The sequence below is a fragment of the Rhizobacter sp. Root1238 genome (assembly GCF_001425825.1).
Lineage (GTDB): Bacteria > Pseudomonadota > Gammaproteobacteria > Burkholderiales > Burkholderiaceae_C > Rhizobacter.
Genome location: NZ_LMDM01000014.1, coordinates 70,928 through 92,950 on the forward strand (window position 1 = coordinate 70,928; position 22,023 = coordinate 92,950).

Consider the following 22,023-nt stretch of genomic DNA (forward strand, 5'->3'; position numbering starts at 1 on the left):
ACACTTCGCTCCATCGCTGCATCGCGCAGCGGAACCCACGGAGCCGAACGATGACCACCGAACTGCCGACCCCCGCCTTGCCGACCCCGGCGCTGCCGAACAGCCTGACCGCGCACGAGCACATCGGCTTCGAACTGGGTTGGGACTACGGCCACTACGCCGTCGTGCCGCCGGCGCCGTATGCCAACGAACCCTCGCCGCTGCGCAACGGCTGGCTGTCCGGCCAGGCGGCCTTCGGCCCGCGCACGCTGCAGGCGACGCCGCAGGTGCGCAAGTGGCTGCAGCTGCGGCTGCATGCCTGGCTGCGCGGCCGCAGCGTCGAACTGGTGCAGGTGACGCCGCACTACCTGCAGCAGATCGACGTGAGCCACTGCCCGGTCACCCGCCTGCCGCTGTCGTCCGACACGGCCGACGGCACCGAGTCGGCCTCGGCGATCGCATCGGTCGACCGCGTGCGCAGCGATGCCGGCTATGCCGCCGGCAACCTGGCGGTGATGAGCACCAAGGCCAACCATGCGAAGGCGGCGCACGGCTATCGCGACGCGCTGCAGTTCGTCAAGCTGATCGAAGGCGGGCCGCTCGGCGGGCTCAACGGGCTGACGGCCGAGCAGTGGTCGCGCGTCGCGGTGCTGTGCAGCTTCGTCGAACCGCTGACGCATGAAGAAGCCAGCGCGTTGCCGCTGCTGGTGTTGCCGCCGAACCGGCTGCGCCTGTTCAACCCGGTGCAGGCGCTGCAGGCCTTCATCAGCCAGCAGCTCACCACCCCGGGCTGGAGCCACCGCATGACGCGGCTCGAAGACCTGCTGCCGGGCAAGCTGCTGCGGCGCGCGTTCCAGACCTTCTTCCATGCGCTGCTGCCGCGCGTGCTCGAAGCCGGCCGCAACAGCACGCCGCAGGCGCTGCGCTGGGCCATCGAAGACGCCTGGCGCCAGCCGCTGGTGCAGCAGCGCTGGACGCTGTTCGCGCGCCAGCTCACGGCGGCCCAATGCGAGGCGCTGGTGCAGCGCGCGAGCGCCCGGCAGCTCGGCACGGTGCGCATCGAATGCGTCAGCGACGAGCAGGCGACCGACGGCTGGCAGATCGATTCGCGCGGCTACGTGCCGCATGCGGTGCTGATGCGCCGCAGTGCCGGCGGCGTGCCGCGCCGGTTGCGGCCCGACGCGTTCCCGCCGGCCGGCGACCCGCGCCAGGCGAGCCTGCCGCTGCAGTGAGCGCCGCCACGGTCTGCAGAACGGTTCTCGGGGAGGAAGAGGGGAGCCGCAGGGGTGGGCGGGAAGCACGGCGAGGAAGCGAGCTGTAAAAGATGCTTTACATCGACGGGCCTCGCGCCTAAGATGACTGTAAAGCAACCTTTACATGGCTCACCAATGCTGAAATGCTTCTCGCCCATCCCCCGCCGCTACCTGGTCGAGCTCGGTGCCGCGATGCTGGTCTACGCGCTGGTGCTGTGCACGTCGATCTTCCTGCTGAAGACCGGCCACTTCGACGGCCCGTCCGCCACGCTGGTGGCGCTGCTGCCGACACTGCCGTGCATCGCCGCCTGCTGGGCGATCCTGCGGCAGTTCCGCCGGCTCGACGAACTGCAGATGCGGGTGCAGCTCGAAGCGCTCGGCTTCGCATTCGCCGGCACCGCGCTGCTGACCTTCAGCTACGGCTTCCTCGAAGGGGTCGGCTGGCGGCCGCTGTCGATGTTCACCGTGTGGCCGGTGATGGCGGGGCTGTGGGTGATCGGCGGCGTGATCGCGGCCCGGCGCTATCGGTAGGGAGCGGGTAAGAGACTGGTAAGAACAGGTGAAGAACAATTGAAGAACCACCTGAAGACGCTGCGGGCCGAACGCGGCTGGTCGCAGACCGAGCTGGCCGAGCGGCTGCAGGTGTCGCGCCAGACGGTCAACGCGATCGAGAACGAGCGTTACGACCCGAGCCTGCCGCTGGCCTTCCAGATCGCGCGCACCTTCGGGTTGCCGATCGAGGAGATCTTCGAAGCCCCGTGATTCGACACCCCTAAAAACTAAATCAATCGTTTGATTCATTTGATAGAGTGCCGGCCATGTCGGCCCACCCCCCCGAGACCAGCCGCGAACCCTCGCGCGCACCGCGCAGCGACGGCGAGCAGTCGCGCATGCGACTGCTGCTGGCCGGGCTGCGGCTGTTCGCGCAGCACGGCTACAACAAGACCTCCACGCGCGAGATCGCCGAGGCCGCGCAGGTCAACATCGCGGCCATCAGCTACTACTTCGGCGACAAGGCCGGGTTGTACCGCGCCGTGTTCGCCGGCCCGCTGAGCACGCCGCACGACGACATCGCCCGCTACGACGACCCGGCGATGACGCTGCCCGACGCATTGCACGGCCTGTACGCCGGCTTCCTCGAGCCGCTGAAGCACGGCGACATGACCCAGCAGTGCATGCGCCTGCATGTGCGCGAGATGCTGGAGCCGACCGGTGTCTGGGAGGACGAGATCGTCAACGGCATCAAGCCGCGCCACGAGGCGCTGGTCGCGCTGCTGGCGCGCCACCTGGGGTTGCGCCGTGCCGACGACGAGCTGCACCGGCTGGCGATCTGCATCGCGGCGCTCGGCGTGCACCTGCAGATCGCGCAGGACGTGACCGATGCGCTGGCACCGCGCCTGAACAGCCACCCGCGTGCGCTCGATCGGTGGTCGGAGCGGCTCGTGATGTATGCGCTGGCGATGGTCGGGGCCGAAGGTGCGCGCCGCGTGGCGCTCAAGAGAACCCGCAAGAACATCGACCAACGCGTGGACAAGAAAGAGGACAACACATGACGACACCGACCCGCAGCGCGCTGCTCGCGGCCGTGCTGGCCGCGGTGGCCGCCCTGGCCGGCTGCGCGAGCGCGCCGCCCGAGCCGGCCGCCGATCCGGCGCTGCTGCCGGCGCAGTGGTACGCCCCGCTGCCGCACAACGGCCGCCTCGCCGACCTGAGCGGCTGGTGGCAGCAGTTCGACGACCCGGTGCTGACCCGGCTGATCGACGCCGCGCAGGCCGTCAGCCCGACGCTCGCTACCGCCCGCTCGCGCCTCGCGCAGTCGCAGGCCACGCGCACCGGCGCCGGCGCGGCGCTGCTGCCGACGCTCGATGCCAGCGCCAGCGCGTCGCGCGGCCGCACCGATTTCGTCACGCCGCTGTCCACCACCACCTCGGCGGGCCTGCAGACGGCCTGGGAGATCGACGTGTTCGGTGCCGGCCGGGCCGGCCGCGACGCAGCGCAGTACCGCCTCGAAGGCGCCGAAGCGTCGTGGCACGACGCCCGCGTGTCGGTCGCCGCCGAGACTGCGAACGCCTACCTGGGCCTGCGCGCCTGCGAGGCGCAGCTGGTGCAGACCGAAGCCGATGCCGGCTCGCGCGCCGAGACCGCGCGCCTGACCGGGTTGAGTGCGCAGGCCGGCTTCGAGCCGCCGGCCACCGCGGCGCTGTCGCGCGCCAGTGCCGCACAGGGTGCGAGCCTGCTGACCGCGCAGCGCGCGCAATGCGACATCGCGATCAAGGGCCTGGTCGCGCTGACGGCGATCGACGAGCCCACGCTGCGCGCGACGCTGGCCGCCGGAACCGCCCGCATCCCGCAGCCGGCCGAGCTGGCGATCGACAGCGTGCCGGCCGAGGTGCTCGCCCAGCGGCCCGATGTGTTCAACGCGGCGCGCGAACTCGGCGCGGCCAGCGCCGAGGTGTCGCAGGCCCGCCCGAAGCGCTTGCCGCGCGTCACGCTGGCCGGGTCGATCTCGCGCACCCGCGTCGACATCGGCGATGCCACGCAAAGCGGCACCGTCTGGTCGGTCGGGCCGCTGGCGGTCACGCTGCCGATCTTCGACGCCGGCGTGCGCCGCGCCAACGTCGACGCGGCCCGCGCCCGTTACGACGAGGCCGCGTCGCTGTACCGCGCGAAGCTGCGCACGGCCGTGCAGGAAGTCGAGCAGGCGCTGGTGCAGCTCGACAGCAGCGCGGCACGCACCGACAACGCCCGCATCGCCGACGAAGGCTTCGAGCAGTCGTTCCGCGCCACCGAGGCCCGCTTCAAGGGCGGCCTGGCCAGCCTGTTCGAACTGGAAGACGCCCGCCGCAGCGCGGTGCAGGCGCACGCCACGCTGATCGACCTGCAGCGCGAACGCGTCGCGGCCTGGATCACGCTGTACCGTGCGCTCGGCGGCGGCTGGCGCACCGGCACGCCGGTGGCCGATGCCGCACCGGCCGACAACCCCTCGGGCCCCACGAAGGCCACCCCCTGAACACGCTCCACAGCTGACGCCCACCATGACCCAACGACTGAAGCCCCTGCTGCTGTCCCTCGCCGCTGCCGGCGTGCTTGCCGCTCTGCTGGCCGTCTCGGCGACGAGCACCGTCCGTGCCGCCGACGACAAGAAGCCCGCCGCCGCCAAGGCCGCGCTGACCGTCACCGTGACGCAGCTGCAACCGGCCAGCCTGCCGACGCTGCTGGCCGCCAACGGCAGCATCGCCCCCTGGCAGGAGGCGATCGTCGGCACCGAAGCCAACGGCCTGCGCCTGGCCGACGTGAAGGTGAACGTCGGCGACGTCGTCAAGCGCGGCCAGGTGCTCGCGACCTTTGCGTCCGACACCATCCACGCCGACCTCGCGCAGACCCGTGCCGCGGTGGCCGAGGCCGAGGCGAATGCCGCCGAAGCGGCCGCCAACGCGCAGCGGGCGCGCGACCTGCAGCCCACCGGCGCGCTGAGCGCGCAGCAGACCAACCAGTACCTGACCGCCGAGCGCACCGCGCAGGCGCGGCTGGAAGCCCAGCGCGCCGCCGCCAAGGTGCAGCAGCTGCGGCTGCAGCAGACCCAGGTGCTGGCGCCCGACAACGGCGTGATCTCGTCGCGCAGCGCGACCGTCGGCGCGGTGCTGCCGGCCGGCCAGGAGTTGTTCCGCCTGATCCGCGGCGGCCGGCTCGAATGGCGGGCCGAGGTGCCGTCGTCCGAGATCGGGCCACTGAAGCCCGGCATGGCGGTGCGCGTGCTGCCGGCGAGCGGCGAGCCGGTCACCGGCAAGCTGCGCATCGTCGCGCCGACCGTCGACGCGCAGACGCGCAACGGCCTCGTCTACGTCGACCTGCCCGCCGGTGCCAGCGCCGCGAAGGCCGGCATGTTCGCGCGCGGCGAGTTCGAGATCGGCTCGCAGCAGGGCATGACGCTGCCGCAGAGCGCGGTGCTGCTGCGTGAAGGCTTCAGCTACGTGCTGCGCGTCGGCGCCGACAACAAGGTCACGCTGGTCAAGGTGAAGGTCGGCCAGCGCGTCGGCGACCGCATCCAGATCCTCGGCGGCGTGCAGCCGGCCGACCGCGTCGTCGCCACCGGCGGCGGCTTCCTGGGCGACGGCGACACGGTGCACGTGGTCGACGCGCTGCCGGTGCCGGCCGCCGCCTCCGCTGCCGCAGCCGCCACGGCCGCGCGCTGAGCATGCACCGGCACTCCCTGAAGGACGACGCCCCATGAACATCAACGTCTCCGCCTGGTCGATCCGCAATCCGATCCCCGCGGTGCTGCTCTTCATCCTGCTGACCCTGCTCGGGCTGTACAGCTTCAAGAGCATGAAGGTGCAGAACTTCCCCGACATCGAGCTGCCGACGGTCACGATCTCGGCCGCGCTGCCGGGGGCGTCGCCATCGCAGCTCGAGACCGACGTCGCGCGCAAGATCGAGGATTCGGTCGCGACGCTGCAGGGCCTGAAGCACGTCTACACCTCGGTGACCGACGGCCTGGTCACGATCACCGGCGAGTTCCGGCTCGAGAAGCCGGTGCAGGAGGCGGTCGACGACATGCGTGCCGCCGTCTCGCGGGTGCGCGCCGACCTGCCAGCCGACCTGCGCGACCCGGTGGTCACGAAGATGGAGCTGTCGGGCTCGCCGATCCTGACCTACACCGTGGCGTCGGACCGGCTCGATGAAGAGTCGCTGTCGTGGTTCGTCGACAACACCGTGGCCAAGCAGATGCTCAGCGTGCGCGGCGTCGGCGCGGTCGCGCGGGTCGGTGGCGTCACGCGCGAGGTGCGCGTCGAGCTCGACCCGGCCAAGCTGCTGGCGCTGAATGCCACCGCGGCCGACATCTCGCACCAGCTCAGCAAGATCCAGCAGGAAGCCTCGGGCGGCCGCACCGATGTCGGCGGAGCCGAGCAATCGGTGCGCACCATCGCCACCGTGCGCTCGGCCGAAGAGCTCGCGAAGATGGAGATCTCGCTGGCCGACGGCCGGCGCCTGCGGCTGGAGCAGGTCGCGCGCGTCAGCGACACGGTGGCCGAGCAGCGCTCGACCGCGTTGCTGAACGGCAAGCCGGTGGTCGGCTTCGAGATCACCCGCACCCGCGGGGCCGGCGAGACCGAGGTGGCGGCCGGCGTGCGCGCCGAGATCGAGGCGATGAAGGCGGCGCACCCGGAGGTGAAGTTCGAAGAGGCCTTCAACTTCGTCGACAACGTGCAGGAGGACTTCGACAGCTCGATGGCGATGCTGTACGAAGGCGCGGCACTGGCGGTGCTGGTGGTGTGGCTGTTCCTGCGCAACTGGCGCGCGACGCTGGTGTCGGCGCTCGCGCTGCCGCTGTCGGTGATCCCGGCCTTCGCGTTCATGGCGCTGGCCGGCTTCACGCTGAACGGCGTGACGCTGCTGTCGCTGTCGCTGGTGGTCGGCATCCTGGTCGACGACGCGATCGTCGAGATCGAGAACATCATGCGGCACCTGCGCATGGGCAAGACGCCGCTGCAGGCGGCGATGGAGGCGGCCGACGAGATCGGCCTCGCGGTGATCGCGACCACCTTCACGCTGATCGCGGTGTTCCTGCCGACCGCCTTCATGAGCGGCGTGGTCGGCCGCTTCTTCGTGCAGTTCGGCTGGACCGCGGCGATCGCGGTGTTCATGTCGCTGGTGGTCGCGCGCATGCTGACGCCGATGATGGCCGCCTACCTGCTGAAGCCGCCGAAGGGCGATCACAAGGATGGCCGCTGGGTCGAGATCTACATGCGCTGGGTCACGGCCGCGCTGCACCACCGCGTGATCACGACGATCGCGGTCATCGCGTTCTTCGCCGGCTCCATCGTCCTCGCCGGCATCCTCGAGAAGGGCTTCATCCCGCCGGACGACCTGTCGAAGTCGCAGGTCTCGATCTCGCTGCCGCCGGGCGCCACGTTCGCGCAGACGCTGGCGGTGGCCGAGCAGGCGCGCGAGATCGTGCAGAAGAATCAGTACGTGAAGCTGGTCTACACCGCGGTCGGCGGCGGCAACACCGGGGCCGATCCGTTCGCCGGCGCCGGTGCCGCCGAGGTGCGCAAGGCCTCGCTCAGCATCAACCTGACCGAGCGCGGGCATCGGCCGAAGAAGCAGGTGATCGAGCAGCAGCTGCGCGACGCGCTGGCGGGGCTGCCGGGCGCGCGGGTCGCGGTCGGCTTCGGCGGTTCCGGCGAGAAGTACGTGGTGGTGCTGGCCGGCGAAGACGGCGACGTGCTGCTCGCGCATTCGAAGCAGGTCGAGCGCGAGCTGCGCACGATCTCCGGCATCGGCGCGGTCACGTCGACGTCGAGCCTGGTGCGGCCGGAGCTGATCGTGCGGCCCGACTTCGCGCGCGCGGCCGACCTCGGCGTCACGTCGGCGGCCATCGCCGACACGCTGCGCATCGCGACCGCCGGCGACTACGACCAGAGCCTGCCGAAGCTGAACCTGTCGCAGCGCCAGGTGCCGATCGTCGTGAAGCTGGCCGCCGATGCGCGCACCGACCTCGACCTGCTGTCGCGGCTCGCGGTGCCGGGCGCGAAGGGGCCGGTGATGCTGGCCAACGTCGCGACGCTGTCGATCGACAGCGGCCCGGCGCAGATTGCGCGCTTCGACCGCAAGCGCAACATCAACTTCGAGATCGAGCTGAACGGCCAGTCGCTGGAGCATGTGCAGAGCACGGCCGAACAGCTGCCCAGCCTGCGCAGCCTGCCGGCCGGCGTGTCGCTGGCCGGCGTCGGCGATGCCGAGGCGATGCAGGAGCTGTTCTCCGGCTTCGGCCTCGCGATGCTGACCGGCGTGCTGTGCATCTACATCGTGCTGGTGCTGCTGTTCCACGACTTCGTGCAGCCGGTCACCATCCTCGCGGCGCTGGTGCTGTCGGTGCCGGGTGCGTTCCTCGCGCTGTTCGTCACCCACACCGCGCTGTCGATGCCGTCGATGATCGGGCTGATCATGCTGATGGGCATCGCGACCAAGAACTCGATCCTGCTGGTCGAGTACGCGATCATGGCGCGCCGCGAGCACGGGCTGTCGCGCTGGGATGCGGTGCTCGACGCCTGCCACAAGCGGGCCCGGCCGATCGTGATGACGACCATCGCGATGGGCGCCGGCATGCTGCCGATCGCGCTCGGCATCGGCGTCGATTCGAGCTTCCGTGCGCCGATGGCCATCGTCGTGATCGGCGGGTTGATCACGTCGACCTTCCTGAGCCTGCTGGTGATCCCGGTGCTGTTCACCTTCGTCGACGACGTGGTGCAGTGGGTGTCGAGCAAGGTTCGCCGGCACCATCCGACGGATGAGGCGCCGGCGCTGGTGGCGAAGTAGCCGCCACGGCACGCAGTAGCCCCTCGGGCCGGCACGGCGCGCCGGCCCGGTACACTGCGGCCTCCATGTTGTCCCGCGGTCTCGTCCTCGTCCTGACTCTGTTCCTGCTGGCAGCCGGCCTGATGGCCCGCCCGCAGGCGAGCGAGATGCTGCCGTCGGCGCAGGCCGTGGTGGCGGTGGCCGATGCGTCCACCCAGGATCGCGACGGCGCCGGGCACGAGCTCGACGACCGCATCCAGTCGGCTGGCGAAACCGTCGCCGACGTGCAGGACCTGCTGACCGGCGCGCTGCCGGTGCCGGACCCCGGCTTCTCGCTGGCCCGTCCGCCCGTCGACACCGAGCCCGCTCGCCCGGCCCCCTGGCTGGACGGCCTGCGGCGTCCCCCGAAGGCGCACGCGCCGCTCGCCTGAGAACCCTGCCGCGGCATGTCCGCGGCCAGCGGTTCTGCCTCGATCCCTCGCTTTTTCTGTTTTGCCCCCGTGCGTCCGCGGCCGTGCCATCCTGGCAGCCCGACGGACCACCACTGCCACGCCATGGAATCTCTCCTCGACCCCAATCTCTGGATCGCCTTCGCGATGCTCACCGCCCTGGAAATCGTCCTCGGCGTCGACAACATCATCTTCATCTCGATCCTCGTCGGGCGCCTGCCGCCGGAGCTGCGCGACAAGGCGCGGCGCCTCGGCCTCGGCTTTGCGATGGTCTCGCGGCTCCTGCTGCTGTTCTCGCTGAGCTGGGTGATGGGGCTGACCGCCGACCTGTTCACGGTGTTCGGCCAGGGCATCAGCGGGCGCGACCTGGTGCTGCTGTTCGGCGGGCTGTTCCTGCTGTGGAAGGCCTCGCACGAGATCTTCGTCGAGGTCGAGGCGCGCGAGCAGCATGGCCCGGCGCCCGTCGCCGACCAGGCGGCACTGAAGGCGGCCGGCCAGCGCATGTTCTGGGCCGTGATCGGCCAGATCGCGGTGATCGACATCGTGTTCTCGCTCGACTCGGTGATCACGGCCGTCGGCATGGTCGACCAGATCGGCGTGATGGTCGCAGCGGTGGTCGCGTCGGTCGGCGTGATGCTGGTGGCGGCGAAGCCGATCGGCGAGTTCGTCGACCGCCATCCGTCGGTCAAGGTGCTGGCGCTGGCCTTCCTGGTGATGGTCGGCATGGCGCTGACGGCCGAGGCCTTCGATGCGCACGTGCCCAAGGGCTACATCTATGCCGCGATGGCGTTCTCGCTCGCAGTCGAGGCGCTCAACATCCGCGCGCGCGCGAAGCGCCGTGCGAACACTCCTGAAACTTCGAACTGAAGGAATTCACCATGAATCCGCTTTCCAACATCGCGTCGACAGGCTATGTCGACAGCTCCGTCCAGCAGCGCAACAAGGTGCTGCGCAACACCTACTGGCTGCTCGCGCTGTCGATGGTGCCGACCGTGCTCGGCGCCTGGATCGGCGTGTCGACCGGCATCGTGCGGGCCATGTCGCCCGGCGTCGGCCTGGTCGTCTTCCTGGTCGGCTCGTTCGGCCTGATGTTCGCGATCGAGAAGACCAAGAACTCGGCGGCCGGCGTGCCGGTGCTGCTGGCGTTCACGTTCTTCATGGGGCTGATGCTGTCGCGCCTGGTCGGCGCGGTGCTCGGCCTGTCGAACGGGGCGAGCCTGATCATGACGGCCTTCGCCGGCACCGGTGCGGTCTTCCTCGGCATGGCGACGCTGTCGTCGGTGATCAAGCGCGACCTGTCGTCGATGGGCAAGTTCCTGTTCATCGGCGCGATCCTGCTGCTGGTGGCCGGCATCGCGAATTTCTTCATCCAGTCGAGCGCGCTGATGATCACGCTGTCGGTGCTGGCGATCGGCATCTTCTCGGCCTTCATCCTGTACGACCTGAAGCGCGTGCAGGACGGCCACGAGACCAACTACATCAGCGCGACGCTGGGCGTGTACCTGAGCATCTACAACGTGTTCCAGTCGCTGCTCGCGCTGCTGGGGATCTTCGGCGGGAGCCGCGACGAGTGATCGTCGGCCGCTGACGCCTCAGCGCAGGTGCTCCCGCACGGGCGGCCGGTCGATGTCGGCCGGCAGCCCGTGCGAGCGCTCCAGCCGGTCCTCCAGTTCTCCCAGGTGCGCCGAGATGCCGTTCGTGGCCTCTTCGAGCGCCACCTGCTGCTCCCGCCGCAACTGGTCGAAGCGCGCGTTCACCGCGGCCCGCGCATCGAGCCCCGACTGGTTGAGCCGCGCCAACTCCGCGGTCAGGAAACCCTGCAGCTCGGTGAAGCGCGAGGCCTCCGCCTTGTCGGCCAGCTCGCGCTGCGCCTGCAGGTCCTTCGACAGCCGGCGCGCTTCCAGCATCGCCTTGCCCTGCAGCTGCAGCGCCCACACGACGAACCAGACGCTGATGAACACGAAGGCGCCCAGCAGCAGCATCGGCAGCGGCGCCTGCACCGTCGTGAAGCCGAGCGACAGCGGCGTCGGCGCGACGAAGGCCTGCCAGTTCAGCAGCGTGAAGACGGCCATCACCAGCAGGGCCACAAACAGCACGAGCACGCGGACCATGGCGGTCTCCTCGAAATGACGATCAGGGCCCCGAGCGTAAGACCAGCCCCCTCGCCGAGGGTGTAGGACAAGCGCCCGGCGTTCGCTAAGCCGCCGCCGCAGGCTGGCCCGGCAGGCCCGCATCGCGAAGGCGCTTGGCGGCCAGGTGTTCCCGCTCGATCGATTCCTGCGCCCGCTCGCAGGCGGGTCCGGAGAACTGCGTCGCCATCGCGTCCAGCAGCACCCGCGTGCGCGCCGGCATCAGCCGCCGGCCGGGGAACACGGCCCACGCGGTCACATCGGGCAGCGACCAGCCCGGCAGCACCGGGACCAGCTCGCCGCTGCGCACATGGTGCACCGCGAAGTGGCTGGAGACCACGGTGATGCCCGCGCCGGCCCGCGCCATGCGGATCAGCATTTCGGGCGAGTTCGCGGTCGCGCGCGGCGACGGCGTGCCCTGCCACTGCGCCTCGCCACGCTGCAGCGTCCACATCGCCGGCTCGCCGCTGCGCGTCAGCAGCTGCAGCGTGTCGTGCTCCATCAGCGCCTCGGGTTCGCTCGGCTCGCCGCGTCGCGCCAGGTAGGCGGGCGACGCATACAGCCCGACCTGCATCGCCGCGATCCGCCGCGCCGCCAGGCTCGCATCGTCGGGCAGGTCGCCCATGCGGATCGCGACGTCGAAGTTCTCGCCGATCAGGTCCACGCGCCGGGGCGACAGGTCGAGCTCCAGCGTGATCGCCGGGTAGCGCACGAGGAACTCGTTCAGCATTTCGCCGAGCACGACGTTCGCGAAATCCGCCGGCATCGAGATGCGCAGCCGCCCGCTCGGCTCCACCTGCCGGTGCTGCGCCAGCGACGCGGCGGCCTCGACCTCGGCCAGCACCTGGTTCGCATGCTCCAGCACGCTGTGGCCGAAATCGGTGACGGTCAGCTTGCGCGTGGTGCGCAGCAGCAGCCGCTCGCCGAGCTGCGCTTCCAGCGCGGCCAACCGCCGCGACACGGTCGACTTCGGCAGGCCGACACGCTCGGCGGCGCGGCTGAAGCTGCCTTCTTCGGCGACGCGGGCGAACAGCATCAGGTCATTGGCTTCGAGGCTCATCGCGGGCTCCACTGTCTCATCAGTGGAACAATGTTATCCAATCCAATGGCTTCCGGTTGGATTTTGGGACGCCTAGAGTTCGTTCATCGCATCCCGAACCCCCTCAACCCCCTCGGAGCCCCTCATGAACATCCTCCAGATCAACTCCAGCGCCCGCACCCAAGGTTCGCAATCGACCGTGCTGGCCCATGAACTGACCAGCCGCCTGCAGGCCGTGCACCCCGACGCGACGCTGACGCTGCGCGACCTGGCCGTCACGCCGCACCCGGTGCTCGACGAGGCCGCGCTGCAGGCGCTGTTCACTCCGGCCGAAGCCCGCACGCCGGCCCAGGCCGCGCGGGTCGCGCTGGACGACGCGTTGATCGCCGAGATCAAGGCGGCCGACATCGTCGTGCTCGGCGTGCCGATGTACAACTTCGGCGTGCCGGCCCAGCTGAAGAACTGGATCGACGCGATCGCCAAGGTGAAGGTCACTTTCGCGTACACCGACAAGGGCCCGCAAGGCCTGCTGACCGGCAAGAAGGTCTATGTCGCTCTGACCCGCGGCGGCCTGTACCGCAACACGCCGGCCGACACGCAGGTGCCGTACCTGAAGTCGGTGCTGGGCTTCCTCGGCATGACCGACGTCGAGTTCTTCTACGCCGAAGGCCTGAACATGGGCCCGGACGCTGCCGAGAAGGGCCTGGCGTTCGCCCGGGCGCAGATCGACGAAGCCGTGCACGCCTGATTCCGCTTCCACCGTTCACCCATCAGTCTTCCATCACCACCAAGGAGTTCGACATGTCTTCCGCCACCACCGTCTTCCACCCCGTGACCGAGGCCGTCGCGCGCCCGCGCGAGCTGGAGCGCCTGGTGACGGGCCAGGCCACGTCGGACGGGGCCGGCGTCAAGCTGACGCGGGTGCTGACGCAGCCGCTGCAGCGCCGGCTCGATCCGTTCCTGATGCTCGATGCCTTCGGCACCGACAACGCCGATGACTACGTCGGCGGTTTTCCGGACCACCCGCACCGCGGCTTCGAGACCGTCACGTACATGATCGCCGGGCGCATGCGCCACCGTGACAACGCCGGCCACGAAGGCCTGCTGCAGAACGGCGGCGTGCAATGGATGACGGCCGGGCGCGGCATCGTGCACTCCGAGCTGCCCGAGCAGCAGGAAGGCCGCATGGAAGGCTTCCAGCTGTGGCTGAACCTGCCGGCCGACCGCAAGCTGGCCGACCCGTGGTACCGCGACATCCAGTCGGACGAGATCCCCGAGTTCACGACCGGCGGCGGTGCGACGGTGCGCGTGATTGCCGGTGAATCGCACGGCGTGGCCGGCGCGATGCAGCGCGAGCGGACGCTGCCGCTGTACCTCGATGTGCACCTGGCGGCCGGTGCGCGCTTCGACCAGCTCGTGCCGGCGTCGCACAACGCGTTCGTCTACGTGTACCGCGGCGAGGTCGACGTGGGTGGCGCGCGCGTGGGTTCGCAGCGCATGGCGATCCTGAAGAACGGCGCCGACCGCGACGGCATCGTGCTGCAGGCGGGCGATGCGCCGGCGAAGGCGCTGATCATCGCGGGCCACCCGCTGAACGAGCCGATCGCGCAGTACGGGCCGTTCGTGATGAACACGCACGAGCAGATCTTCCAGGCGGTGGAAGACTACCGCTCGGGCAAGTTCGGTCCGCTGACCGCCTGACGCGCCGCGACCCGTTCGCCCTGAGCCTGTCGAAGGGCCTGCTCGCACGGCACCCGGCTTCGACAAGCTCAGCCCGAACGGGGGAGGTGCTTGGCCCGAACGGGATGGGCTCAACCCGAACGGGATGGTTCAGCCGAACGGGAGCGGCGTTCGGCGTTAGGCTTGCCCGATGTTCCTCCAGCACCTGCCCCTGGCCCCGTGGGCCGAGCGCACCCACGCCGGCCTGCGGCTCACGCTGCTGAGCGACACGCCGGACCTCGACGAGGTCCACGTTCGCTTCCTGCTCGACAACGAGGAGACCTGGCAGCCGCTTGCTCGCACGGCCGACCAGGGCCGCTTCGCGTGCTTCGAGGCGACGATCCCGTGGTGCCCGACCGGGCCGACGACGCGCTACTGCTTCCGCGCGTTGCGCAGCGGCATGCCGCACTGGCTTGCCGCCACCGGCCCGCAACGCCGCGTGCCGAACGAGGCCCATCACTTCCGCATCGCCCGCCAGCCGCTGGTGCCCGCCTGGGCGCAGCAGCAGCTGATCTACCAGATCTTCCCCGACCGCTTTGCGCGCGGCCCCGACGCGCCACGCGAGCGCCCGCCGCACGCCTTCGGCTACGGCAAGGCGCCGGTGCATGCGCTCGACTGGGGCGCGCCGCTCGACGTGAAACCGACGTGGAGCGCGTTCTACGGCGGCGACCTGGCCGGCATCGGCGAACGCCTCGGCCACCTGCAGGCGCTCGGCGTGACGACCGTCTACCTGACGCCGGTGTTCGGCTCCGGCAGCAACCACCGCTACGACACCGAGGACTACGACCACGTCGATGCCGGGCTCGGCGGCGACGCGGCGCTGGTCGCGCTGTCGCAGCAGCTGCATGCGTGCGGCATGCGCCTGGTGCTCGATGCGGTGCTGAACCACACCGGCGCGAACCACCCGTGGTTCAACCGCTTCGCGCAGCACGGCGAACCGGGCGCGTGGCAATCGACCGAGTCGCGCTGGCACGGCTGGTACGCCCGCGACGAGCACGGCCGCCCGGTCTACTGGAAGGGCCACCAGTCGCTGCCGGTGCTCGACTATGCGCACCCCGAGGTGCTGGACGCCTTCATCCGCGCGCCCGATGCGGTGCTGCGGCGCTGGCTGCAGCCGCCGGTGTCGGCCGACGGCTGGCGGCTCGACGCGGTGCACATGCTGGGCGAGGGCGCCGGTGCCGGCAACAACGCGGCGATGCTGCGCGCGATGCGCGATGCGGTGCGCGACGAGAACCCGGAGGCCATCCTGGTCGGCGAGCATTTCAGCGAGGCGAGCTCCTGGCTGCAGGGCGACCAGGAAGACGCCGCGATGAACTACTGGGGCTTCACGCTGCCGCTGTGGCAGTGGCTGGCGGGGGTCGATTTCGGCGGCCGTGCGGCACCGATCGCGACGGCCGACCTGATGAGCTGGCTCGGTGAATCGCGTGCCGTCGTGCCGCACGAGGTCGCGCTCGCGCAATGGAACGCGCTCGACAGCCACGACACGCAGCGCCTGTTCACGCTGCTCGGCACCGACGAGGCGAGGCACGCGCTGGCACTCGCGCTGCAGTTCGGCTACCCCGGCGTGCCGTGCATCTACTACGGCGACGAGGTCGGGCTGCAAGGCGGCAACGATCCGGACAACCGGCGCTGCTTCGACTGGAGCGGCGCGAGCTGGCGCAGCGGGATTCTCGAGCGCGTGAAGCGGCTCGCCGGCTGGCGCCGCGAGCGTGCCGAGCTGCGCGAGGGTGCTTGCCTCACGCTCGCGCATGGCGACGACTGGATCGCGTTCGCGCGGGTGAACGCCACGGCCGTCACGGTGCTGGTGCTGAACCGCGGAGATGCGACCGAAGCGGTCGTGCCGCTCGACGCGTTGCCGTTCGACATCGCCCGCTGGACATCGCCGAGCGGCCACCGCTGGACGCTGGAAGGCCGCGCGATCCGCCTGCCGCTGCCGGCGCGCGACGCGGCCTGGCTGTGGAGCGCCGGCGCCTGATGCTCAACGCGCGGGCGGCGTCATCGCCGCCCGCGCCTGCAGCGCCGCCTCGCGCGACGCACACCCTTCGCGGTGGTCGTTCACCAACCCCATCGCCTGCATGAACGCATAGACCGTGGTCGGCCCGACGAAACTCCAGCCGCGCTTCTTCAGGTCCTTCGACATCGCGATCGCCTCCGCCGAGGTCGTCATCGCGACCAGCGCCTCGTGCGTCAGCTTCTTCGGCCGCGTGTGCGCCGCCGGCTCGTGACCCCACGCATACGCGGCGAGCGAGCCGAACTCGGCGCGCATTTCCAGCACGCGCTGCGCGTTGTTGATGGTCGACTCGATCTTGCCGCGGTGGCGCACGATGCCGGCGTCGCCGAGCAAGCGCTCGACATCCTTCGCGGTGAATCGTGCCACCTGCTCGGCGTCGAAGTTCGCGAAGCCGGCGCGAAACGCCTCGCGCTTGTTCAGGATCGTCAGCCAGCTCAGCCCGGCCTGGAAACCCTCGAGGCAGATCTTCTCGAACAGCCGCCGGTCGTCGGTGACCGGGAAGCCCCATTCATGGTCGTGGTAGTGCTGGTAGCCGGGTGTCGCGCGGCACCAGTGGCACCGCGCGACGCCGTCGTCGGCGATGAAGAGGCCGCGGCGTTCGGCGGCCTGGTGCTGGGCGGGGGTCGTCATGCAAGGTCCTTGGGGATCAGAGCGTGCCGGCGCAACCGGGTGCGCCGCAGCGGCAGGCCAGGCGGCCCTGGTGGTGCGAGCGGCCGTAATCGACCGTCAGTTCCTCGCCGGGGGCGATGTCTCGCAGCGCATGGAAGGCGACGCGGCCCTGCTGCAATTTCAGCGTCGCGTTCGGTCGGCAGGAGTGGTTGGTGAAGCGCAGCGCGTCGACCGATTGCGACGCATCGATCGCGCGGCGCTCGGACACCTCGACGATCATGATGCGCGCCTGCCCGCGCGCACGGCGGCGGGCTTCGGTGACGCTGATCGGCTCGCCACGCAGCTCGCCGATCTTGCGGCGTGCCGGAATGGCCTCGGCGGCGAACACGCCCTGGCCGTCGATCGGGCTGGCGGCGACGGTCAGCGCGAACTTCTGCGGGTCGGCCGGGGCGCCGCGCGGGCGGGGTGGGGCGCTCGGGGGTTCAGGAGCGGCAAGGGTCGACAGTCGCGGCATGCGGCGATTGTCACCGGGTCACGTGCCACGCTGCTGCCACTCGTCGCGCAGCAGCCCGTGCAACTCGACGTCGTAGGCCGCGCCCTTGCCGACCCAGCGCTGGCGCAGCAGCCCTTCGCGCGTGAAGCCGAGCGATTGCAGCAGCCGCACCGATGGCTGGTTCAGCGGATTGACCTCGGCCTCGAGCCGGCGCAGGCCCATCGGTCCGAACGCGGCACCGACCAGCGCGCCGGCCGCCTCGCGCGCCAGCCCACGACCCCAGTGCGCCCGCCCCAGCACATAGCCGAGCTCCGCGCGGGCGCTGCCTTCGTTGAAGTTGAACAGCAAGCCGGCACCGATCACGGTGGCGTCGTCGCGCGACAGGATGACGAACTGCACCGCGTTGCCGGTCGCCTGGATGCCAGCGATGCGCTGGTACCAGGCGGCGGCATCGTCGATCGAGCGCCAGGTCGCGTACGGCAGGAACTGCGTCACCATGTCGTCGCCGTTGACCGCCATCAGGCCGGGCAGGTCGGGTTCGGCGATCTGCCGCACCACCAGGCGGGGCGTCTCGATCGGGGCGGGCACGGTCAGCGGCATCGAAGGCTCCCTGTCCGCGCCGCGGGCCGGCACGGGTCCGCGCGATTCTGTCCCAGCCGCCGAGGGCTTGGACACCGCTGATACGAGTCGACACCGCGATCGGTGCAGCGGGCTTGTTCCGGCCGTTGCGGGCCGGTCGGTCCGGCGACGATGCGCCACCATGCCGATGCACCCCCTTGCCTCCACCGACGTGCCATTCGCCCGCCTGGCCGACGGCGAACTGGTGACGGCCGGTCGCCGCGCGTCGAAGGGCTTGATCCTGTGCGCTGGCCTGCTGGCCTGGCGGCGTCACCCGGTGATGGGCCTTGCGCTGGGTGACCTGCTGCGCCGAACGGCCGGAATTGGCCCCCGCTTGGCCCGTTTATCAGCGCTTGGCCCGGTGCCGCTCCGGCTACGCTTGATCCCAGGACGAACTGACGTCTGACAGATCACCGCCCGCCATGAACCGCTCGACCGCCACCGCTTCTGCCCCGATCAACTTCCGCGCGCTGCCCGCGAACGAAGGCATCGAATGGGAAGACATGCCTTCGCTGCCGGTCTCGCGCAGCAAGGGCCCGCAGGCTGAAGACGGCCCGGCGTGGAAGAACACGATGCCGGCCAGCATGATGGACGTCGCGCAGCCGCCGAAGCCGTTCCGCGAAGCGCTCGACGGCCTGTCGATGCGCGAAGTCGACGAGCCGGAAATCTTCCAGCACTTCTTCGGCAAGTAAGGGCGGGGACGCTCAGCCTTCCCAGGCCGTCGCGGGACGCCCGGACGCGTCCACCTCCACCGAGAACAACGCGCCCGCCAACGGCTGCGCCGCCAGCTGCTCGTCGCTCAATTCGAAACGCGCGCTGGTGATGAACAGCGTGCGCAGCTCCGGCCCGCCGAACGCGACGTTCGTGATGTGGCTGGTCGGCAGCGCGATGCGCAGCAGTTCCTTCGCGCTGACGGGGTCGTGGCAGGTCACGCACGCCGCGCCCCAGCGCGCGATCCACAAGCGGCCGTCGGCGTCGGTCGTCATGCCGTCGGGATGGCCGTCACCCTTCGCGAAGCGCAGCCACAGCCGCTGGTTCGAGATCGCGCCGGTGGCGGTGTCGAAGTCGAACGCATGGATGCGTTGCTGCGCCGTCTCGTTGAAATACATCGTGCGCCCGTCGAGCGACCAGGTCGGCCCGTTGGTCACCGCGAAATGCGCATCGAACACCTTCTCGCAGTGCCGCTTCGCATCGAAGCGGTACAGCGAGCCGGTCGGCTCGGTGCAGCCGAAGTCCATCGTGCCGCCCCAGAAGCGGCCCTGCAGGTCGCACTTGCCGTCGTTGAAGCGGTTGCCCGGCAGGTGCGCCTCGGGATCGTGCAGCTTCTGCACCCGCCCGGTGTCGGTGTCGAACAGCGCGAAGCCGCTGCGCAGCGTCACCAGCAGGCCGGGCGCTTCCGCACGCTCGGCCAGCGCCGAGATCTCCTCGTCGAACGGCCAGCTCTCCCGGGCGTCGGTCGCCGGGTGGTAGCGGTACAGCGTGCGCCCGAGGATGTCGACCCAGTACAGCGACTGCCGCCGCACCGACCACAGCGTGCCCTCGCCGAGCGTGGCGCCCGCGGGCCACAGCACGCGGGGTTCGGACAGCAGCTTGGGGGCGGTGACGGTCATGCGGCTTTCAGCGGGGCTTCAGCGGGGCTTCAGTGAGAGTCGCGGGGCACTTCGGCACCGCTGCCACCGACCAGGAAGTCGAGGTCGGCACCCAGGTGGGCCTGCTGCACGTGCTCGACGTACAGCTTGTACCAGCCGCGCTTCGGCGGCTCGGGCGGCTGCCATTGTGCGCGCCGCGCGGCCAGCTCCTCGTCCGACACCTCCAGGTGCAGCTTGCGCTCGTGCACGTCGAGCTCGATCATGTCGCCGTCGCGCACCAGCGCCAGCGGGCCGCCGGCCGCTGCTTCCGGCGAGGTGTGCAGCACGACGGTGCCGTAGGCGGTGCCGCTCATGCGTGCGTCCGAGATGCGGACCATGTCGGTGATGCCCTTCTGCAGCACCTTCGGCGGCAGCGGCATGTTGCCGACCTCGGCCATGCCGGGGTAGCCCTTCGGGCCGCAGTTCTTCAGCACCATCACGCAGTTCTCATCGATGTCCAGCTCGGGATCGTCGATGCGGGCGTGGAAGTCCTCGATGGTCTCGAACACCACCGCGCGGCCGCGGTGCTTCAGCAGGTGCGCCGACGCGGCCGAGGGCTTGATCACCGCGCCGTTCGGCGCCAGGTTGCCCTTCACCACCGCGATGCCGGCCGACGGCATGAACGGCTCGGCCGGGGTCATGATGACCTCGCGGTTGTAGCAGGGGATGTTGGCGATGTTCTCGCCCAGCGTCTTGCCGTTGGCGGTCAGCGCGCCGGTGTGCAGCTTGTCGGTGATCTGCGTCAGCACCGCCGGCAGCCCGCCGGCGTAGTAGAAGTCCTCCATCAGGAACTTGCCCGAGGGCTGCAGGTTCACCAGGCAGGGCACGTCGGCACCGAGCTTGTCCCAGTCGTCCAGGTCGAGCTTGACGCCGATGCGCCCGGCGATCGCCATCAGGTGGATCACTGCGTTGGTCGAGCCGCCGATCGCGGCGTTGGTGCGCACCGCGTTCTCGAAGGCCTCGCGCGTCAGGATCTTCGACATGCGCAGGTCTTCCTTGACCATCTCGACGATGCGCCGGCCGGTCAATTGCGCAAGCCGGTTGCGCCGGGTGTCGGCGGCCGGGATCGCGGCGTTCTCCGGCAGCGACATGCCGAGCGCCTCGACCATGCTGGCCATCGTCGACGCGGTGCCCATCGTCATGCAGCTGCCCTTGGAGCGGTGCATGCACGATTCGGCCGCGGTGAACTCGTCCATCGTCATCTCGCCGGCGCGCACCATCTCGCTCATCTGCCACACGCCGGTGCCCGAGCCGATGTCCTTGCCGCGGAACTTGCCGTTCAGCATCGGCCCGCCGGACAGGCCGATGGTCGGCAGGTCGCAGCTGGCCGCGCCCATCATCAGCGACGGGGTGGTCTTGTCGCAGCCCATCAGCAGCACGACGCCGTCGATCGGGTTGCCGCGGATCGATTCCTCGACGTCCATGCTCGCGAGGTTGCGGAACAGCATCGCGGTCGGGCGCAGCTGGGTCTCGCCGAGCGACATCACCGGGAACTCGAGCGGAAAGCCGCCGGCCTCGTAGACGCCGCGCTTGACGAACTCCGCCAGCTCGCGGAAGTGCCCGTTGCAAGGGGTCAGCTCGCTCCAGGTGTTGCAGATGCCGATGATCGGGCGGCCGTCGAGCAGGTCGTGCGGATAGCCTTGGTTCTTCAGCCAGCTGCGGTGCACGAAGCCATCGCGGTCCTGCTTGCCGAACCAGGCGTGGCTGCGCCGCTTCGGCGGAGCGGGCGGTTTCTTCGAATCCATGGGGTCTGTTGTCTCCGGAGGGGGGCGGGCCGGCCTTGTCCAGGCGGTCGTCGAGTCAGTCGTCGTACAAGGCCCTTGACGCGGCGGATCGTATCAAGGCACATTGATAATAGAAAAATAAATAAATTCGCTTCTCACATATCTGAATTGCAATAGATCAAGGACAAACCCCCATGGCAAGTGCCACGACAGCCGTTCTAGCGTCATTCCCCAGCCTGCGCGGACGCCGCGTTTTCATCACCGGCGGCGGCACCGGGATCGGTGCGGCCGTCGTCAGCGCGTTCGCGGAGCAGGGCGCGCTGGTGGCCTTCGTCGATGTCGCCGAAGCGGCCAGCCGCGAGCTGGTGCAGCAGATCGAGGCGGCCGGGCACCCGGCGCCGTGGTTCCGGCCCTGCGACGTGCGCGACGTGCCGGCGCTGCAGCAGGCGATCGCCGATGCCGAAGCGGCGCTCGGTGATTTCGCGGTGCTGGTCAACAACGTCGCGAGCGACGACCGCCACACGCTGGAATCGGTGACGCCGGCGTACTACGACCAGCGCATGTCGATCAACGAGCGGCCGGCGTTCTTCGCGATCCAGGCGGTGGTGCCGGGGATGAAGCGGCTCGGTTTCGGTTCGGTGGTCAACTTCGGCTCGACCGGCTGGCAGGGCAAGGACGGGGCGTACCCCTGCTACGCAATCGCGAAGTCGTCGGTCAACGGGCTGACGCGCGGACTGGCGAAGCCGCTCGGCGAGCACCGCATTCGCATCAACACGGTGTCGCCGGGGTGGGTCATGACGGAACGGCAGGTGAAGCTGTGGTTCACCGCCGAGAGCGAAGAGGTGCTGAAGCGCAACCAGTGCCTGCCGGACAAGCTGCAGCCGGGCGACGTGGCGCGGATGGTGCTGTTCCTCGCGGCGGACGACAGCGCGATGTGCACTGCGCAGGAGTTCAAGGTCGACGCGGGCTGGTCGTAGGCTTCTCTACCGTTCGCCCTGAGCAGGGACCGAGCTGGTCGAAGGCCCGTCCGTCGAAGGGTTGGTGCCATGGCACGAGGCCTTCGACAAGCTCGG

The 22,023-nt window shown here is 70.0% G+C and carries 23 protein-coding genes; 16 read left to right on the forward strand and 7 right to left on the reverse strand.

Annotated features, from left to right (window positions below):
- The first annotated feature begins 50 nt into the window (after nt 1-50).
- From ASC98_RS13070 to ASC98_RS13115, 10 genes are all read left to right on the forward strand, one after another.
- Nucleotides 51-1,211, forward strand: coding sequence for a hypothetical protein (locus tag ASC98_RS13070; RefSeq protein ID WP_056807757.1), 1,161 nt, complete (start codon nt 51-53; stop codon nt 1,209-1,211).
- Between the two features lie 156 nt (nt 1,212-1,367).
- Nucleotides 1,368-1,763 carry a hypothetical protein gene (locus ASC98_RS13075; protein WP_056807759.1) on the forward strand — a complete coding sequence of 132 codons (396 nt, stop codon included), beginning with the start codon at nt 1,368-1,370 and terminating at the stop codon, nt 1,761-1,763.
- Nucleotides 1,764-1,802: 39 nt separating this feature from the next.
- Nucleotides 1,803-1,994, forward strand: a complete 192-nt coding sequence (locus ASC98_RS13080) for a helix-turn-helix transcriptional regulator (RefSeq protein WP_056807761.1) — start codon at nt 1,803-1,805, stop codon at nt 1,992-1,994.
- Between the two features lie 56 nt (nt 1,995-2,050).
- Nucleotides 2,051-2,785: a CerR family C-terminal domain-containing protein gene (locus ASC98_RS13085; protein WP_056807763.1), complete on the forward strand. Its 735-nt coding sequence runs from the start codon at nt 2,051-2,053 to the stop codon at nt 2,783-2,785.
- Nucleotides 2,782-4,242, forward strand: coding sequence for an efflux transporter outer membrane subunit (locus ASC98_RS13090; protein WP_056807765.1), 1,461 nt, complete (start codon nt 2,782-2,784; stop codon nt 4,240-4,242). The genes ASC98_RS13085 and ASC98_RS13090 overlap by 4 nt, the downstream gene beginning before the upstream one ends.
- A 25-nt stretch (nt 4,243-4,267) precedes the next feature.
- Nucleotides 4,268-5,425 (forward strand): efflux RND transporter periplasmic adaptor subunit, encoded by a 1,158-nt coding sequence (locus tag ASC98_RS13095; protein ID WP_056807767.1) that lies wholly within the window; start codon nt 4,268-4,270, stop codon nt 5,423-5,425.
- A 34-nt stretch (nt 5,426-5,459) separates the two neighbouring features.
- Nucleotides 5,460-8,552 (forward strand): efflux RND transporter permease subunit, encoded by a 3,093-nt coding sequence (locus ASC98_RS13100; protein ID WP_200952984.1) that lies wholly within the window; start codon nt 5,460-5,462, stop codon nt 8,550-8,552.
- 65 nt (nt 8,553-8,617) lie between these two features.
- Complete coding sequence (locus ASC98_RS13105; protein ID WP_157597815.1) at nt 8,618-8,962, forward strand: hypothetical protein; 345 nt, start codon at nt 8,618-8,620, stop codon at nt 8,960-8,962.
- 123 nt (nt 8,963-9,085) lie between these two features.
- The gene (locus ASC98_RS13110; protein WP_056807771.1) at nt 9,086-9,847 is read left to right on the forward strand and encodes a TerC family protein; all 762 of its coding nucleotides are present in this window, start codon (nt 9,086-9,088) and stop codon (nt 9,845-9,847) included.
- A gap of 11 nt (nt 9,848-9,858) precedes the next feature.
- Nucleotides 9,859-10,554 carry a Bax inhibitor-1/YccA family protein gene (locus ASC98_RS13115; protein WP_056807773.1) on the forward strand — a complete coding sequence of 232 codons (696 nt, stop codon included), beginning with the start codon at nt 9,859-9,861 and terminating at the stop codon, nt 10,552-10,554.
- 18 nt (nt 10,555-10,572) lie between these two features.
- Here ASC98_RS13115 and ASC98_RS13120 read toward each other — a convergent pair whose 3' ends face one another.
- Together ASC98_RS13120 and ASC98_RS13125 are read right to left on the reverse strand one after the other, a co-directional pair.
- Nucleotides 10,573-11,091, reverse strand: coding sequence for a LapA family protein (locus ASC98_RS13120; RefSeq protein WP_056807775.1), 519 nt, complete (start codon nt 11,089-11,091; stop codon nt 10,573-10,575).
- An 85-nt stretch (nt 11,092-11,176) separates the two neighbouring features.
- Nucleotides 11,177-12,169: a LysR family transcriptional regulator gene (locus ASC98_RS13125; protein WP_056807777.1), complete on the reverse strand. Its 993-nt coding sequence runs from the start codon at nt 12,167-12,169 to the stop codon at nt 11,177-11,179.
- A gap of 124 nt (nt 12,170-12,293) precedes the next feature.
- Here ASC98_RS13125 and ASC98_RS13130 point away from each other — a divergent pair, with 124 nt between their 5' ends.
- The 3 genes from ASC98_RS13130 (at nt 12,294) to malZ (ending at nt 15,842) form a co-directional block, all read left to right on the forward strand.
- Complete coding sequence (locus ASC98_RS13130) at nt 12,294-12,896, forward strand: FMN-dependent NADH-azoreductase (protein WP_056807778.1); 603 nt, start codon at nt 12,294-12,296, stop codon at nt 12,894-12,896.
- 53 nt (nt 12,897-12,949) lie between these two features.
- Nucleotides 12,950-13,849, forward strand: a complete 900-nt coding sequence (locus ASC98_RS13135; protein ID WP_056807780.1) for a pirin family protein — start codon at nt 12,950-12,952, stop codon at nt 13,847-13,849.
- 169 nt (nt 13,850-14,018) lie between these two features.
- Entirely contained in the window at nt 14,019-15,842 is a 1,824-nt protein-coding gene (gene malZ / locus ASC98_RS13140; RefSeq protein ID WP_056807782.1) for a maltodextrin glucosidase, read from the forward strand.
- A 3-nt stretch (nt 15,843-15,845) separates the two neighbouring features.
- On the opposite strand, the gene ASC98_RS13145 is transcribed toward malZ, so the two are convergent.
- The 3 genes from ASC98_RS13145 to ASC98_RS13155 are packed head-to-tail and all read right to left on the reverse strand — an operon-like array spanning nt 15,846 to nt 17,580.
- Nucleotides 15,846-16,508: a DNA-3-methyladenine glycosylase I gene (locus ASC98_RS13145; protein ID WP_056807784.1), complete on the reverse strand. Its 663-nt coding sequence runs from the start codon at nt 16,506-16,508 to the stop codon at nt 15,846-15,848.
- 16 nt (nt 16,509-16,524) lie between these two features.
- Nucleotides 16,525-17,001 (reverse strand): SET domain-containing protein, encoded by a 477-nt coding sequence (locus ASC98_RS13150; RefSeq protein ID WP_082541757.1) that lies wholly within the window; start codon nt 16,999-17,001, stop codon nt 16,525-16,527.
- An 18-nt stretch (nt 17,002-17,019) separates the two neighbouring features.
- A complete protein-coding gene (locus ASC98_RS13155) occupies nt 17,020-17,580 on the reverse strand; it encodes a GNAT family N-acetyltransferase (protein ID WP_056807785.1) in 561 nt (186 codons plus the stop codon).
- A 160-nt stretch (nt 17,581-17,740) separates the two neighbouring features.
- Between ASC98_RS13155 and ASC98_RS30335 the strand changes: the two genes are divergently transcribed.
- Nucleotides 17,741-18,004, forward strand: a complete 264-nt coding sequence (locus ASC98_RS30335) for a hypothetical protein (protein WP_157597814.1) — start codon at nt 17,741-17,743, stop codon at nt 18,002-18,004.
- A 16-nt stretch (nt 18,005-18,020) separates the two neighbouring features.
- Entirely contained in the window at nt 18,021-18,290 is a 270-nt protein-coding gene (locus ASC98_RS13160) for a hypothetical protein (protein WP_056807787.1), read from the forward strand.
- Between the two features lie 12 nt (nt 18,291-18,302).
- Here the strand turns inward: ASC98_RS13160 and ASC98_RS13165 are convergent, their stop codons facing one another.
- The gene (locus ASC98_RS13165; RefSeq protein WP_056807789.1) at nt 18,303-19,208 is read right to left on the reverse strand and encodes an SMP-30/gluconolactonase/LRE family protein; all 906 of its coding nucleotides are present in this window, start codon (nt 19,206-19,208) and stop codon (nt 18,303-18,305) included.
- Nucleotides 19,209-19,237: 29 nt separating this feature from the next.
- On the reverse strand, nt 19,238-20,971 hold the full coding sequence (locus ASC98_RS13170) for an IlvD/Edd family dehydratase (protein WP_056807790.1): 1,734 nt from the start codon (nt 20,969-20,971) through the stop codon (nt 19,238-19,240).
- Nucleotides 20,972-21,144: 173 nt separating this feature from the next.
- Here ASC98_RS13170 and ASC98_RS13175 point away from each other — a divergent pair, with 173 nt between their 5' ends.
- Nucleotides 21,145-21,927 (forward strand): SDR family NAD(P)-dependent oxidoreductase, encoded by a 783-nt coding sequence (locus tag ASC98_RS13175; protein ID WP_056807792.1) that lies wholly within the window; start codon nt 21,145-21,147, stop codon nt 21,925-21,927.
- The last annotated feature ends 96 nt before the right edge of the window (nt 21,928-22,023 follow it).

Coding starts and splice junctions, on each gene's coding strand:
- ASC98_RS13165 (WP_056807789.1), bottom strand. CDS start 19,208: ATGACCGTCACCGCCCCCAAGCTGCTGTCCGAACCCCGCGTGCTGTGG.
- ASC98_RS13075 (WP_056807759.1), top strand. CDS start 1,368: ATGCTGAAATGCTTCTCGCCCATCCCCCGCCGCTACCTGGTCGAGCTC.
- ASC98_RS13110 (WP_056807771.1), top strand. CDS start 9,086: ATGGAATCTCTCCTCGACCCCAATCTCTGGATCGCCTTCGCGATGCTC.
- ASC98_RS13130 (WP_056807778.1), top strand. CDS start 12,294: ATGAACATCCTCCAGATCAACTCCAGCGCCCGCACCCAAGGTTCGCAA.
- ASC98_RS13150 (WP_082541757.1), bottom strand. CDS start 17,001: ATGCCGCGACTGTCGACCCTTGCCGCTCCTGAACCCCCGAGCGCCCCA.
- ASC98_RS13095 (WP_056807767.1), top strand. CDS start 4,268: ATGACCCAACGACTGAAGCCCCTGCTGCTGTCCCTCGCCGCTGCCGGC.
- ASC98_RS13115 (WP_056807773.1), top strand. CDS start 9,859: ATGAATCCGCTTTCCAACATCGCGTCGACAGGCTATGTCGACAGCTCC.
- ASC98_RS13155 (WP_056807785.1), bottom strand. CDS start 17,580: ATGCCGCTGACCGTGCCCGCCCCGATCGAGACGCCCCGCCTGGTGGTG.
- ASC98_RS13120 (WP_056807775.1), bottom strand. CDS start 11,091: ATGGTCCGCGTGCTCGTGCTGTTTGTGGCCCTGCTGGTGATGGCCGTC.
- ASC98_RS13090 (WP_056807765.1), top strand. CDS start 2,782: ATGACGACACCGACCCGCAGCGCGCTGCTCGCGGCCGTGCTGGCCGCG.
- ASC98_RS13135 (WP_056807780.1), top strand. CDS start 12,950: ATGTCTTCCGCCACCACCGTCTTCCACCCCGTGACCGAGGCCGTCGCG.
- ASC98_RS13070 (WP_056807757.1), top strand. CDS start 51: ATGACCACCGAACTGCCGACCCCCGCCTTGCCGACCCCGGCGCTGCCG.
- ASC98_RS13105 (WP_157597815.1), top strand. CDS start 8,618: ATGTTGTCCCGCGGTCTCGTCCTCGTCCTGACTCTGTTCCTGCTGGCA.
- ASC98_RS13100 (WP_200952984.1), top strand. CDS start 5,460: ATGAACATCAACGTCTCCGCCTGGTCGATCCGCAATCCGATCCCCGCG.
- ASC98_RS30335 (WP_157597814.1), top strand. CDS start 17,741: ATGCCGATGCACCCCCTTGCCTCCACCGACGTGCCATTCGCCCGCCTG.
- ASC98_RS13160 (WP_056807787.1), top strand. CDS start 18,021: ATGAACCGCTCGACCGCCACCGCTTCTGCCCCGATCAACTTCCGCGCG.
- ASC98_RS13125 (WP_056807777.1), bottom strand. CDS start 12,169: ATGAGCCTCGAAGCCAATGACCTGATGCTGTTCGCCCGCGTCGCCGAA.
- ASC98_RS13175 (WP_056807792.1), top strand. CDS start 21,145: ATGGCAAGTGCCACGACAGCCGTTCTAGCGTCATTCCCCAGCCTGCGC.
- malZ (WP_056807782.1), top strand. CDS start 14,019: ATGTTCCTCCAGCACCTGCCCCTGGCCCCGTGGGCCGAGCGCACCCAC.
- ASC98_RS13085 (WP_056807763.1), top strand. CDS start 2,051: ATGTCGGCCCACCCCCCCGAGACCAGCCGCGAACCCTCGCGCGCACCG.
- ASC98_RS13145 (WP_056807784.1), bottom strand. CDS start 16,508: ATGACGACCCCCGCCCAGCACCAGGCCGCCGAACGCCGCGGCCTCTTC.
- ASC98_RS13170 (WP_056807790.1), bottom strand. CDS start 20,971: ATGGATTCGAAGAAACCGCCCGCTCCGCCGAAGCGGCGCAGCCACGCC.